The sequence below is a fragment of the Enterobacter cloacae complex sp. 402C9 genome (assembly GCF_050030745.1).
Classification (GTDB): domain Bacteria; phylum Pseudomonadota; class Gammaproteobacteria; order Enterobacterales; family Enterobacteriaceae; genus Enterobacter; species Enterobacter intestinihominis.
Genome location: NZ_JBLGUW010000001.1, coordinates 2,325,700 through 2,339,403, shown reverse-complemented (window position 1 = coordinate 2,339,403; position 13,704 = coordinate 2,325,700). Strand labels below are relative to the sequence as shown.

The window sequence follows — 13,704 nt, the reverse complement described above, 5'->3', positions numbered from 1 at the left end:
CGTCAGGATTGCGTGGCGACTCTCGTCAGCCCGCCGTAATCGTTGATCGCCTGCCAGCGAATGGTCCCCGAGCAGGGAATGTGCCATTGACGATCGGAGAAGGGGTCAATCATTCCCGGCATTTCAACGTCGGTGTTCCCAACGCTGACCTTGTAAAACGATACAAACCAGGGCGAGGGGTTGTGTGCGCTAAGCGTATTATTACGACAGGTAAATTTTAATTTTTTGTAGGCAAGTTCGGCATTGCCTTTCAACCCTGCGGGACGGAAAAATAACTTGAATTTTGACTTCACGTTAATCTGCAATTTGTTGCTGTTTGCTTTTTTGCTCGGGGCAATATTTTTGATGTTAAGCCAAAAAACAGATTCCCGGTCAGTGGGTAATGGCGTTCCAAGATAATTGATGCGCAGCGAGTTTTTCTGTTCCGCATCTAAACGAAATAACGTAGGCGTCACGATAAAGGGCGGAGCGGTTTTATTCTTACTGTCAATATTTTCAATCCACGACTGAATAAGATAAGGGGTTTCTTTTTCCATATTGGTAATGGAAAATGCCACTTCTCTTTGCCCCTCAAGGTAAACAACACGCGTACCGCCCATCACAACCCCCGCGTGTGCTGACAGACTCATGCCGAGCGAATAAAAGAACAGGGCCGCGGTGAGTTTCTTCATTTTCAGATCCCCGTAGAGGAAAAAGATAAGCAGAGAAAGCTCTGCTTATCATCAGTCGATCAGTTATAAACCATCAGGAAATTGGCATCTGCGTCGGCTTCTCCGGTGCTGACGACATCGGTGGTGGCATTATAATTGGCGTAGAAATTGAGTGTTTTTGAATCTTCCCCTTCGGCAAGGTCGATACTCTGAGAAATATCACCAATTTTAATCTGCGTGTTACGGTCGCTTTCATAGAGTTTAACGGCAACGCCAGTCGCCGTATTGCCATCGCTGTCCACGGAGGAATTTAAACCCAGCAGGGTATTATCATTCGCATCTTTGTTACCATCAAACAACACGGCAACGGTTTTAACGGAATCCGGGCAACCTTCAACTGAAATCTGGAAAGGCGTGCGCGTGGTCTCTTTTTGGGTGGCAAAGTAGCTTGCAGCCCAGGTGCCTAATTCAACGGTTTGCCCTGCTGAGTCGGTGGTGATATTACAGGATGCATCGGTAATCTTACCGGTAAAATGGACTACGCCGCCCGTGCCCTGAGTCCCCGCATCGTTCTCTGGGTTGGTATTAATATTATTGTCGCTGTCACCAGAAGGAAGGCCCGCCAGCGCACTGCCACTTGCCATCATCAGGCCACAAAGGGTTAATGCGATCATGTTTTTTTTGTTGATCATGCCTATTGTTCTCATTCGCTCAAATATGTCAGTCTGGATATGCTGCTAGCAATACTGCCGGTGGCGTTATTGCTCAGAAAAAACAGCGCGAATGCTAACAAAATGCCAATCCAGGCCATAACAAAAGGTTGTCTAAAATTAAATTACTTTATTTTACGAAACTCCGTAACTTTCTTGTAACCTTACTTCGGGTTTGCTGATGTCGTTTATTGATGTTGCGAATCTAATTCCTGCCTGAGGGTTTATATTTGCCTTGTCACAAACGGTGCATTATTCATTGTGAGCTCAGTGGAGCTACTTTGTTATTGTCTCGTCCTGGCAGGAATAAAAATGAAGATATTTATTATTTCTATTGGGATATCAACGAATGAAACTGACTAAAATTGGTGCGACGCTTATTCTGACTTTCTGTGGCGCGAGCGCGGCGACGGCTTCTAACACTATCACATTTAATGGAACGGTGCTCGATCAGGGTTGTGATATTGCCGTTGATGGCGGCACGGCAAATGCGACCGTTGATCTGGGCTCAACGGCGGCAACCGACCTCGCTACAAAAGGCGACCTTGGCGCGCCAAAACAGTTTGTGTTCGACCTGAATAACTGCCCAACCAGCACGACTGCAAATATTGTCTTCTCAGGCCCTGTTGATGCTGTTGCAGCCGATCCATCCTATTTTGCAAACACTGCTACGCTGGGTGCGGCAACCAACGTGGCCGTTCAGCTCAAGCAGGGCGGCTCAAATGGTACCATCGTCAAAAATAATGCAGATAACGATCCTATTACTTTCACCGATGGCACAGCGAGTCAAACCTATACCGCGCAGATGATTGCCACCGGGCAGGCCGTTGCCGGCGATGTTAACGCTGTTATTACCTATAACGTCCGTTATAACTGATTCCGCAGGAGGGGAAACCCTCCTTTTTAGTTTGTGAGTGCATTATGAAACCCATCGCCGCTGTTATTTTTTGCGTGGCCAGCGCCGCCAGCCTGAACGCGTCCGCCAGTATTGTTACCGGGAGTACGCGGGTTATTTTTGATGGCTCCCGCCAGGCCGCCTCTTTGTCCGTTGAAAACTCTGACAAGGTTACCAACCTGGTACAGTCGTGGATTAGCCCGGCTAAAGGCAGCCCGTTAAAAAAAGAAAATATGATTATTACGCCACCGCTATTCCGTCTGGAAGCCGGGAAAAAAGCGTCAATTCGTATTGTGCGTTCAGGTTTACCTGTTCCGGAAGATCGTGAATCGCTGCTATGGCTGAACGTGAAAGGGATCCCCGCTACCGACGGTAGTGAAGGTAAAAATACGATGCAAATTGCCATCAACTCAAAGATTAAGCTGATCTACCGTCCGGCAGCATTACAGGGGCAGACGCCAGAATCCAGTGCGGAAAAGCTTAAGTGGAACCTGACCGCGAAGGGTTTACAGGTCAATAACCCGACACCTTTTTATATGAACTTCTCACGAATTGAAATTAATCACCAGGCGTTAAGCGGACAGTATTTTGTCGCGCCATTCTCCACGTTGAGTATTTCTGAAGGTGTTATGTCACCTCACGGCAAAGTAACCTGGTCGCTTATTAATGATTATGGCGTGAAAGGCCCGGACAAAGTCACCTCATATTAATCGACACCGTAAGTCTCCCGCACGGATACAGGGTTACAATGGAAAAAGTGAAACAAACCTACGTCCTTTCTTTAGGGCTCGGGCTCAGTGTTGTCTTTAGTTCTTTCAGCGCACGTGCGCAGGAACATTTCAACCCTCATCTTTTGGAAACAGACAGCGCAGAAGTGCCAGCAATGGATCTCAGTCTGTTTGCCAAAGATGAGGTGCCGCCCGGGGACTATAACGTCGACATTTTTATCAACGGCAATCTGGTAGACAGTAAAACCCTCTCTTTTCGACGGTTGAAAAGTGCCCCTACGGCAGACCGCACAGGGGCATGCTTAAACGTCACTCTGCTGAAAGCCTGGAACGTTCGTGTCGATAACTATTTTGGCGAACAGGAAAAAGCCAGCGAATGTGTGGATCTGTATGCCATCCCAGGCGCGGACGAAAAAATCGATCTGGCGCAGCAGCGTTTCGACCTGATCCTGCCGCAGGTTGCTTTATTTAACACCGCAAGGGGTTATGTTTCACCGGAGCGCTGGGATGAAGGGATCACGGCGGGTTTACTTAATTACAGCGTCTCAGGTCAACAGGATCTGCATCAACGCAACGGCACCGACAGCAGTAATCAGTTTCTTAGCCTGCAACCGGGGCTGAACGTAGGCGCCTGGCGCTTTCGCAACTATTCCACCTATACCCATTCCGAATCCGAAAATGACTGGGATTCCGTGTATACCTACGCCTCACGGGATATTAAATCTCTTAAAAGCCAGCTGGTACTGGGACAAGGAACCACGCGCGGCGGCATTTTTGATAGCGTCGGTTTCACCGGGGTGCAGATGTACTCGGATAACGATATGAAGCCGGACAGCATGCAAGGCTTCGCCCCTGTAATACGCGGTATAGCCCGCAGCAATGCCGAAGTGACGGTATACCAGAACGGTCACAGCATTTATAAGGCTACCGTGCCGCCGGGGCCGTTTGAATTCAGCGATATGTATCCGACCGGCAGCTCCGGCGATCTACAGGTGGTGATCAAAGAGTCCGACGGTACGCAAAGTAGCTTTATTGTGCCTTACGCCACGCTGCCGGTATTGCAACGTGAAGGTCAGGTGCAGTATGGCCTGGTGGCGGGCAAAACCCGTCAGGACGGGTCGGGTTCACGTGCAGAGGATTTTAACTTTATTCAGGGATCAGCGGCCTGGGGCGTCGGAAAAGGGATCACGCTTTACGGCGGCTATATTCAGGCGGAAGACAATTATTCCAACCTGATTGCCGGAACTGGTTTTAATATGGGCAGCGCCGGAGCGCTCTCATTTGATATTTCCCAGTCGTGGGCGGATATCCCGCAGCCGGACAACATGCGACAACAGGAACACCATAGCGGCCAGTCGTATCGCGTGCGCTACAGTAAGACGCTTCAGCAGACCAACACCGATATTGCCGTCGCCGGTTATAAATTTTCAACCCGGGGTTATCTTTCGTTTCAGGACTTCCTCAATGACTGGGATCCGGGCAATAGCACTATTGATAATGGCCGGGAGCGAAACCGTTTTGATGTGACAATCTCACAGACGTTGCCTTTCGGCACCCTGTCACTGAGCATGTACGACGCCTCTTACTGGAACAGTGAACATGCGGACTCTATGAACCTGGGCTTCAGCAGCACGCTTGGACCGGTGTCGTACTCGCTGAACTATGCCCACTCTAAAAACGTCAATGGCGGTTACAATAACGATTCCGATAACTACGACGACGATAACGTCTTCTCGCTTAACCTGAGCGTACCGTTCAGCGCCTTCAGCCACAGTGAAGCGGCCCGGTCTGTTTCGGCTAACTATTCGATGAACAGTAGTAAAAACGGCGATACCACGCACAACATCGGAATTTCCGGTACCGCGATGCAGGAAAACCAGCTGAACTGGCAGGTTTCAGAAGGCTATAACGCCGATTCTGAAGCTACTAACGGCAATGTCACTGTGGGTTATCAAAGTACTTATGCCGATATGTCCGCAGGCTATAGCTACGACGATTACAGCCGACGAGTGAATTACAGCCTGCGCGGGGGCATGGTGCTGCATCGCGACGGTATCACCCTGGCGCGTCAGCTGAACGATAGCGTAGCGCTGGTTGAAACACCGGGTGTTTCCGGTATGCCGATCAACGGGCAGACGAACGTTCATACCGATTATTTCGGTAACGCCATTGTGCCGTACGTTCGTCCGTATCACAGCAATTCGATCTCACTCAACACAGTGGATGCCAGCGATACTTCTGCGGCCATTGATAACATCGCCAAAACCGTGGTGCCGACCAAAGGGGCGGTAGTACGCGTGAAGTACAACACCTGGATTGGACAAAAGGCGATGATGACGCTGACCTACAACGGTAAACCGGTGCCGTTTGGCGCAGTAGTAACACAAACCAGCGGCGAGTCGGATGACACGCGCAGCAGTATTGTTGGCGACGGCGGGGAAGTGTATCTCGTCGGGCTCGCCGGGAAAGGGCGGTTAATTGTTAAGTGGGGGGAGACGGCGAACAAGCAGTGCGCCGTTGATTACACACTTGCCGGCGCTAAAACAGAGGCCGATATTTTATTCATCAACGGGGTTTGCCATCCCGTATCGGGAGCAAATTAATGTCACGCTTCATTATTCTCCGTTCCGGCCTTAAATCGCTCATCGGCCCGGGAATGGTATTAATGCTGAACATGTCGCCGGCAATGGCGTACACCGATCGCAATGATATTGAGTTCCATGTCACCGGAAACATTATTGATGGCTCATGTAACGTCACCAAACCGGAGGCAGTCGACCTCGGGAAATATTACTGGAAAGACTTTGCCGTAGCGGGGGGGAACACAGGAAATGTGCCAGTGACCATCGCGTTTGACAGCTGCACCGCAGGGTTAAGCCAGGCAACGGTTACCTTTACAGGCGCACCTTACGCTGAAGATCCGGCTTATGCTTCTGTCATTTACGCCAATCAGGTGGCGGCAGATGCAGGCGGCGCGACCGATGTCGGCCTTCAGTTGTTTATCCGTGACCACGAACATCCCATCAGCGGTGTCGCGCTGGCCAACGGCGTGAGCTACCCGGTTGCGCTCGAAAACCAAACCGGCGCGATGACTTTTACTGCCCGAATGTATACCCCACATGGGACCCCAACACCGGGTGCATTCAGCAGTGCGATTACATTGAATGTTGTTTATAACTGAGCTTAAGTGAGCAGACTAATTTCATGTCAAAATATTTATATTATCTGGTGTTATTGCTGGGGACAGTCCCACTATTAAGTCATGCAGCCTGTAACCGGGATAACGGCGATGATGTTACCGTTACGACGATCCCATTACCCTCGAAACTGTTGGTCAGTGCGAAAAATTATACCTTTGGCGAAGTGTTATACGATTCTGGATATATCAGCGGGACGGATGGGGATGTCACGATTAAAAACTGTAGCAGGGATTATTACGTAGGATTTCATTATAACCCGACTCATTTAGCGTCGGCGTCGCCGGTGGGAGATAATATCTACCCGACCACGATACCGGGTATCGGCATTAAGACCTACACGCTTAACCAGGCCGGTCCGTATGATTATGAACGTGCGGTTGATAACTCATGGCAGTCCGGCGATGGCGAGAGCAGCCATACGCTGGCGGGCTCGGCCTATCGTGTGCAGTTGATTGCGACGGGGGGTACAATCCCGAGCGGTAATCTGGCCCTTGAGAGCGGCAAACTGGCGACGGTGGAGTTTCGTGAAGGGCAAAGCAGTTCGGATAACGGTGATAATGCGTCAGAAGTCTATTTGTCAAATACGCAGATAGAAGTCTATGCGATGGGATGCTCAGCATCCGTTTCTTCCCTGCTGTTTAATATGGGCGATGTGGATACCTCTGCGTTTGATAATCTTAAGATGGTGGAAGGACCCGAACAGGATGTTGGTCTGAGCTGTCAGCCAGGCACCAACGTGACCTTGACCATCAACGGGCCGCTTGCCGAGGGCGACAACGATGATGGTTCAGTGATTGCTTTAGACCAGTCTGAATCGGGTACGACGGCGACCGGTGTGGGGGTCGTGATATCAGCCTATCAACCGGCGCTACGCAGTTTTACCTACTGGGCCATTGGTCAGGAGGTACAAGCTTTTAATTCCAGTCGTGTAAAAGCCGCATCACAAGGCAGTGGGCTGGCTGCCGATGGTACCGCGCTTGCTGATATCGGCTCCGCAACCACCTATAGCGATCCGGCAAATACAGGCGGGGCCGGAGAGTCTGAAACCTTACGTTTTAAAGCGTGGTATTACAAAACCAGTGACGTTGTCACGCCAGGGCAAGCAAATGCCACCGGGACAATCACCCTTAAATATAATTGATACCTTTGATCATGACAGGGGGTAGCGCTGCGGTTTATTTTTGTACACCTCTGCGCTACCGTTATGTGTTTCTGTCGTGTACATTTCCTCTGCGACCCTATTTATTCGGTGGAACTGACAATGATTACTAAACGGTCTGAGCCACGCTTTTCATTCATTCTGTTAATTTTTGTGTGTCTTGTAGGATTATATTCTTTTAACGGTCACCTTAAGCCTCACGCCGGACAAAAAGGGGTTGCATGTATTTCTTACAAGCGGATCCTGCGTGAATCACCGTTACTGGCACAGGAAAAAAAGCAGAACGAAATACTTCTCGCATTAGCTAAAAAATCCGCGCTTGAAGTTGAGAAAAAATATTACGCTCTGCCAGAACCCTTGCGCCGTGAAATGAAAGCGATCGATGATATGAGTAAAAACACGCAACTGCGGGCAGAGCAGGGTCGCCTGCGGCATATAAGCCAGCGAGTCATATCTGATACCGTTGAAAAATACAGAATAGATCATCACTATTCGGTCGTTTTCAATAAAGATAGCGCCTCTACAGTGGATTATGGTCACGACATCAGTAATGAAATCATTAATGAATTACAGCATGTAAAAGTGGTGTACGGGCCGCGCCCTAATTTTGAAGATGCGACCCGGGAGCTTTTGCTCGCTCAACCTGTTTCCGCAGGATGAGTGATTTTACGCAGTCGGCTCGCGCTGACGATGACCGCTACCGCAGAAGCCGCCGCAGCGATCCACAGTGCAGCATGAATTGCTCTCTCATTTGTCGCCAGCAGTACGCCCACAGCGGCGGCCCCCAGACACTGCCCGAACGTGCGCATAATGGATAACACACCGGATGCATAGCTCGCATAGTCACGACTAACGTTTGAGAGCATTTCCCGGTTATTGGGACTCTGAAAGCAGCCAAATCCCATCCCGCAAACCAGGCTTCGCAGGCAGATATCCCACATCGAAGGGCTGGCGGGTAATGTTGCCAGCAGAATCAAACCGACGACAAAAATCATCAGCCCCAGGGTTGAAATCACCGGGGCTGAAATCGTGTCCGCCCACCGGCCTGCATGCGGCGCAATCAGCACGATCCCGAGCGGCCACGGCGTAAATAGCAGGGCAGAAATCACCGGACTGTAGCCGTATTCGCTCTGAAACAGGAAGGGTAGCGCAATAAAGGTGATACCCTGGCTGACAAAAGCAATCATCGACGTTAAGGCCGCGAGGGTAAAACGTTCATTTTTGAATATGGCTGGCGGCAGTAAGGGGTTATCCGTGCGGCGGATCTGCCAGATAAAAGCCATGCCGCTCAGCGCAGCGAGAACCGTCCAGCAAAGACTACCTGTGTGATAAGTAGCATCATGGAGGCTGTTCGCCGCCACGATCGTCGAACCCAACAGCAGCGCCGACAATATGGCGCCCTGGGTGTCAAAGGGCGCTTGCTTTCGAACCGCATCCCGCGGCAGCGCTTTGACCGCCAGCAGCAAGGCGAGGGTGCCGGGAAGAACGTTTATCGCAAAAAGCCATTGCCAGCTCAGGGTGTGAAGGATCGTACCGCCCAATACCGGGCCGATAGCGGAGCTGGAGGCGATGAGCAGGGCGTGCAAACCCAGAATGCGGCCAAGCAATCGTCCGGGAAATACGGACCGCAGTATCGCGGGAGCAATACTCAGCGTCGCTGCGCCGCCGATCCCCTGAAGCACGCGCATACCGATAAGCACTTCGGGCGTTTTCGCCAGCGCGCAACCCAGCGATGTCAGGGTAAAGGTCGTCAGGCCTGCCAGAAATACGGGGCGATAACCCAGGCGGGCCGCAAGCGCCGCGAATATCGCCAGCGTCATTGCAGCCGCCAGCAGATACCCGTTGGCGAACCAGACGGCATAACTGGCTGGCACCTGCATCTCCTGAGCCATGGAGGGCAGGGCAATATTGATCATGGTGCCATCAAACACGCCCATTAACGTGGTGGTCATTATCGCGGTCATCACCCGTGCGCGCGTCGGGCCAGGCAGTCCATCGTCCCCGGGTTGGCTGGAAAAAAGCATCATCTTGTTGTCCTTAGAGAAGAGTGTGTGGATGACAAAACTATAAAGATGGCTTTTGCAGGGCGGAAGGCGCACCATTTACACTTTATCGTTGCATGAAACGCCTTATCTGAATATGCAGGGAGGAAGGAGATGTCCGAACCCGATTTTAATTTGTTGATAGCACTCGACATATTGCTGAGCGAAGCGAGCGTGGCAGGCGCGGCACGTCGTCTGAACCTCAGCACCTCGGCAATGAGCCGGACATTAAGCAGGTTACGCGACGTCACTGGCGACCCGATTCTGGTGCGCGCCGGACGTAACATGGTACTGACCCCGTGGGCCGAAGCGACCCGGGATCATGCCAGGCGTGCAGTGCACGAGGCCAGGGCGGTATTACAGCCCTCAACTGAAACGTTCAGCGCGCGAAGCCTGGCGCGACTTTTTACCATCAGGGCAAACGATGGTTTTGTGGTGGCGTTTGGGCCTGCGCTTATAGCGGCTGTGGCCGACGCCGCGCCGGACGTCTGTATACGCTTTGCGCCTAAGCCGGAAAAAACGTCGCGCTATCTTCGGGAAGGGCTGGTTGATCTGGAGATTGGCGTCCAGAGTAATATGGGGCCTGAAATACGGCTGCAACGACTGTTTGAGGATCGGTTTGTGGGCGTCGTGCGTAAGGGGCATCCGCTGGCTAAGCAGGCAGAAATAGGGGTGAAGGATTATGTCGCCTGGGGCCATGTGGTAGCGTCACCCGAGGGTGCACTGCACGGATCCGTTGACGATGCGCTGGCCGAACTCGGAACAAAACGTAAAATCGCGAGCGTCGTACCGGGATTTCCGACGGCGCTGTCCGTGGCGGTGGCATCGGATCTTATCGCCATGATACCCGCGCTCTATTTACTCAATCAGCAGGTAACGGACCAGGTACACGTTTTCGAGCTGCCGTTCAAAAGCCGTCTAATTACGGTATCACAGATGTGGCACCCAAGAATGGAACGCGATCCCGCGCACCGCTGGCTGAGAGAGCAAATTCTTGCGATATGCAGAGTGAAGAAGTCAGACATGATTAAGGGACCTGTATAGCGATTGCTATACGCGCCGCTTATGCTATGCTTGTAAAGCAATTGCTATACAAGAGGTATACCCATGAAATCAGATGTTCAACTCAATCTTAGAGCCAAAGAATCCCAGCGGGCGCTTATCGATGCCGCCGCAGAGATCCTCCATAAATCACGTACTGACTTCATTCTGGAGATGGCCTGTCAGGCAGCCGAAAATGTGATCCTCGATCGGCGTGTATTCAATTTTAACGATGAACAGTATGCAGAGTTCATTGATATGCTTGATGCCCCGGTCGCCGACGATCCTGCCATAGAAAAACTGCTGGCAAGGAAACCTCAGTGGGACGTGTAACCGCCCCAGAGCCCTTATCCAGCGTCCATCAACTGGCGGAGTTCGTCAGTGGAGAGGCCGTGCTTGACGAATGGTTAAAACAAAGAGGTCTGAAAAACCAGGCGCTTGGCGCAGCCCGAACGTTTGTCGTTTGTAAAACGGGCACAAAGCAGGTCGCGGGATTTTACTCTCTGGCTACCGGCAGCGTTAACCATACGGAAGCGACAGGTAATTTGCGGCGTAACATGCCGGATCCCATTCCCGTGATTATTCTTGCCCGTCTGGCTGTCGATGTCTCAATACGCGGAAATGGGTTGGGAGCCGATTTACTCCAGGATGCGGTTTTACGCTGTTATCGGGTAGCAGAGAATATTGGGGTGCGGGCGATCATGGTTCATGCACTCACTGAGGACGCCAAAGCGTTTTATATCCACCATGGTTTTAAAGCATCGCAGACTCAGGAACGGACACTGTTTCTCAGGCTTCCGCAGTAGCGATAAAGGGAAGGGGTAAACCATAACCTTCATCGTCAGTTTAGGCAACCGACTGATTCATCGGTAAGCTCCTGAAAGAGAGGAACTCATGAACTAAAGAATAAACTCACCGCATTTAACATAATATACATTATGCGCACTACGGTTGTTAGAACCATTTAGTAATGTCACTTTTTATCCAGATAGAAACGTCACCTTAGAGTAAGCTAAACTGAATGCAATTCTAAGGGGCTCAACGCATGTTGGTGACCATGTCAGATAAAGAGATCCACCGCCTACCGGTGATACAGGCAGTTTGTGAAAAGCGTCTACGCCGTCGTGATGCAGCATCACAGCTTGGCATTTCAGAACGTCAGGCGCAACGACTTATCAATCGTTACCGAGTTTCTGGTGCTGAAGGACTTGTCAGCCGCAAACGCGGCCAGCCCAGCAACCGCCGGTTGACCGAATCTCTCAAACTACGAGTACTCACGCTGATACGTGAAAACTACAGTGACTTTGGGCCCACACTGGCCGCAGAAAAACTCAGAGAGCGCCATAATATCCGGCTTTCAATCGAGACCGTCCGCAACTGGATGACGTCTGACGGACTCTGGGTCCCGCATGCTCGCCGTAAGTCACGGGTTTATCAACCCCGACATCGGCGTGATTGTCTGGGTGAACTTATCCAGATCGACGGCTCCCACCATGACTGGTTTGAAGGCCGTGCGCCAAAATGCTGCCTGCTGGTCTTTATCGATGATGCCACCGGGCGTCTGATGCATTTGCGGTTCAGCGAGTCAGAAACAGCCTTTGACTACATGCTGGCAACCCGGGAATACATCGAGCAGCATGGGAAGCCGGTATCGCTGTACAGTGACAAACACGCAATATTTCGCGTCAGTGGTCCGGAGAAACGCAATACCACCGTTACCCAGTTCGGACGTGTGCTTTATGACCTGGCAATCGAGCTTATTTGTGCCAACAGCTCTGAAGCTAAAGGCCGCGTGGAACGTGCGAATCAGACACTTCAGGATCGGCTGATCAAAGAAATGCGTCTGGAAGGTATAACCGGCATTGAGGCCGCAAATGCCTGGCTTGCCACTTTCATCGCTGACTTTAACAGCCGGTTTTCACGACCGGCTAAGTTCCCCAAAGATTTGCATCGTCCGGTGCAGGAAAGCCCCGATGAATTAAGAGACATCTTTGCCTGGCATGATGTTCGTACCGTGTCGAAATCACTGACCTTCCAGTACGATAAGATCCTTTATCTCATGGACACCACAGAAGAAAATAGCCGTCTTGCCGGTGAAAAAATTAAAGTACTGGATTATCCCGATGGCACCCTCGCCTTCCTCTATGGGCACCGGAGCCTTAAGTGCCAGGCATTTGATAAGCTGGCCTGTGTCGACCAGGGGCAGATTGTTGATAACAAACGTCTCGGGACTGTACTCCGACTGGCTCAGGTAAAACAGGATGAGCGGGAAAGCGAAGGCAAACGGGAACGAAGCAAAAAATCGCCCAGCCGTAAGGCTCAGGTGCGCATCCAGGAACAGCTCCGGGCTATCAATCCCGTTCTGGCAGACCCGAGCTTGTTTGTGGCAAGTTCAAAGCGATAGAATCGACCATCAGTGCTGCAAAGTACCGGAACAGTGAGTCCCCAAAAGGATACTTGAGATGATTAAATTCCCGACTACAAAGCGCGTTGATTTGTATAAAACTGCTGTCAGCTCTGAGCAATTACATCTAGATCTGGTTGCGGCTCAGGAGTTCATGTTCGATGCCTGGGAAAATGATGACCTGGAAGTTGTGCTGAAACTCATCAGAAAAGCTATCAAGAAATCCCCGCTCTGTGCTGACGCATACTCATTCTACTGCGAGATATCTCAAGAACCTCCTGAGTCAAAAATCGGGAAGCTGGAGACTGCTTTGTACGCAGCCAGCATTGCACTTGGCGAGGATTTTCAGGAGTTCGCAGGACGTTTCTGGGGATTTGTCGAAACACGTCCATATATGAGAGCAAAAGCAGCTTTGGCTGAGGCCTTATGGGAGTCTGGTAATTTTTATCCGGCTATGGCTCATAGCCGCGAAATGCTGAAGCTCAACCCGAACGATAACCAGGGGATTCGTCATTTATTAGCGAACTATTACCTTGAGCTTGAAATGGTGGATGATCTGGCCTTGCTACTGGACGATTATCCTGGGGATATGCGTTCGTTTTTTCAGTATACACGCGCCCTACTCGCCTACCGACAGTCATCCCCGGATGCCGATGATATCGCTAAAGCTGCGATTGATTCTAATAGACACATCCCCGGCTTGTTATCGAAGTGCAGATTACAGATCAAGTCTAACAGTGGATATATCACGTTAGGTGGAATGGATGAAGCCATTTATTATGTGAATCATAATATAAAGCCTTGGATTCGCACCTCTGGCGCAATTGATTGGATTGTAAATAATTCATTAAGTAAAATATAAGGATTTAGTTTTA

General features: G+C 50.9%; 14 protein-coding genes. 11 read left to right on the top strand and 3 right to left on the bottom strand.

Translation table 11 applies throughout. The annotated features are described in order from the left end of the window. Positions 1-2: 2 nt before the first annotated feature. Positions 3-671 (bottom strand): fimbrial biogenesis chaperone, encoded by a 669-nt coding sequence (locus ACQG1K_RS11190; protein WP_023300135.1) that lies wholly within the window; start codon positions 669-671, stop codon positions 3-5. 59 nt (positions 672-730) lie between these two features. Beyond that, entirely contained in the window at positions 731-1,342 is a 612-nt protein-coding gene (locus ACQG1K_RS11185; protein ID WP_022648150.1) for a fimbrial protein, read from the bottom strand. A 367-nt stretch (positions 1,343-1,709) separates the two neighbouring features. Here ACQG1K_RS11185 and ACQG1K_RS11180 point away from each other — a divergent pair, with 367 nt between their 5' ends. The 6 genes from ACQG1K_RS11180 (at position 1,710) to ACQG1K_RS11155 (ending at position 8,002) form a co-directional block, all read left to right on the top strand. Further along, the gene (locus tag ACQG1K_RS11180) at positions 1,710-2,237 is read left to right on the top strand and encodes a fimbrial protein (RefSeq protein WP_022648149.1); all 528 of its coding nucleotides are present in this window, start codon (positions 1,710-1,712) and stop codon (positions 2,235-2,237) included. 44 nt (positions 2,238-2,281) lie between these two features. Then, a complete protein-coding gene (locus ACQG1K_RS11175) occupies positions 2,282-2,965 on the top strand; it encodes a fimbria/pilus periplasmic chaperone (RefSeq protein ID WP_022648148.1) in 684 nt (227 codons plus the stop codon). A gap of 38 nt (positions 2,966-3,003) precedes the next feature. Further along, on the top strand, positions 3,004-5,586 hold the full coding sequence (locus ACQG1K_RS11170) for a fimbria/pilus outer membrane usher protein (protein ID WP_367074529.1): 2,583 nt from the start codon (positions 3,004-3,006) through the stop codon (positions 5,584-5,586). Beyond that, positions 5,586-6,164, top strand: coding sequence for a fimbrial protein (locus ACQG1K_RS11165; RefSeq protein ID WP_251843180.1), 579 nt, complete (start codon positions 5,586-5,588; stop codon positions 6,162-6,164). The genes ACQG1K_RS11170 and ACQG1K_RS11165 overlap by 1 nt, the downstream gene beginning before the upstream one ends. Positions 6,165-6,187: 23 nt before the next feature. Then, the gene (locus tag ACQG1K_RS11160; protein WP_023300132.1) at positions 6,188-7,324 is read left to right on the top strand and encodes a type 1 fimbrial protein; all 1,137 of its coding nucleotides are present in this window, start codon (positions 6,188-6,190) and stop codon (positions 7,322-7,324) included. Between the two features lie 120 nt (positions 7,325-7,444). Then, a complete protein-coding gene (locus ACQG1K_RS11155) occupies positions 7,445-8,002 on the top strand; it encodes an OmpH family outer membrane protein (RefSeq protein WP_023300131.1) in 558 nt (185 codons plus the stop codon). On the opposite strand, the gene ACQG1K_RS11150 is transcribed toward ACQG1K_RS11155, so the two are convergent. After that, positions 7,981-9,369, bottom strand: a complete 1,389-nt coding sequence (locus ACQG1K_RS11150; protein ID WP_367074531.1) for an MFS transporter — start codon at positions 9,367-9,369, stop codon at positions 7,981-7,983. The two genes, ACQG1K_RS11155 and ACQG1K_RS11150, sit on opposite strands and share 22 nt — an antisense overlap. 129 nt (positions 9,370-9,498) lie before the next feature. On the opposite strand from ACQG1K_RS11150, the gene ACQG1K_RS11145 reads away from it, so the two are divergent. The 5 genes from ACQG1K_RS11145 (at position 9,499) to ACQG1K_RS11125 (ending at position 13,691) form a co-directional block, all read left to right on the top strand. Next, entirely contained in the window at positions 9,499-10,428 is a 930-nt protein-coding gene (locus tag ACQG1K_RS11145) for a LysR family transcriptional regulator (protein WP_426720857.1), read from the top strand. Between the two features lie 63 nt (positions 10,429-10,491). Further along, positions 10,492-10,758 (top strand): DUF1778 domain-containing protein, encoded by a 267-nt coding sequence (locus ACQG1K_RS11140; RefSeq protein WP_003857131.1) that lies wholly within the window; start codon positions 10,492-10,494, stop codon positions 10,756-10,758. Further along, positions 10,746-11,231: a GNAT family N-acetyltransferase gene (locus tag ACQG1K_RS11135; RefSeq protein ID WP_063137753.1), complete on the top strand. Its 486-nt coding sequence runs from the start codon at positions 10,746-10,748 to the stop codon at positions 11,229-11,231. The genes ACQG1K_RS11140 and ACQG1K_RS11135 overlap by 13 nt, the downstream gene beginning before the upstream one ends. A gap of 251 nt (positions 11,232-11,482) precedes the next feature. After that, on the top strand, positions 11,483-12,829 hold the full coding sequence (locus tag ACQG1K_RS11130) for an ISNCY-like element ISLad2 family transposase (RefSeq protein WP_076611902.1): 1,347 nt from the start codon (positions 11,483-11,485) through the stop codon (positions 12,827-12,829). A gap of 58 nt (positions 12,830-12,887) precedes the next feature. Beyond that, positions 12,888-13,691: a hypothetical protein gene (locus ACQG1K_RS11125; RefSeq protein ID WP_000589340.1), complete on the top strand. Its 804-nt coding sequence runs from the start codon at positions 12,888-12,890 to the stop codon at positions 13,689-13,691. Positions 13,692-13,704: the final 13 nt, after the last annotated feature.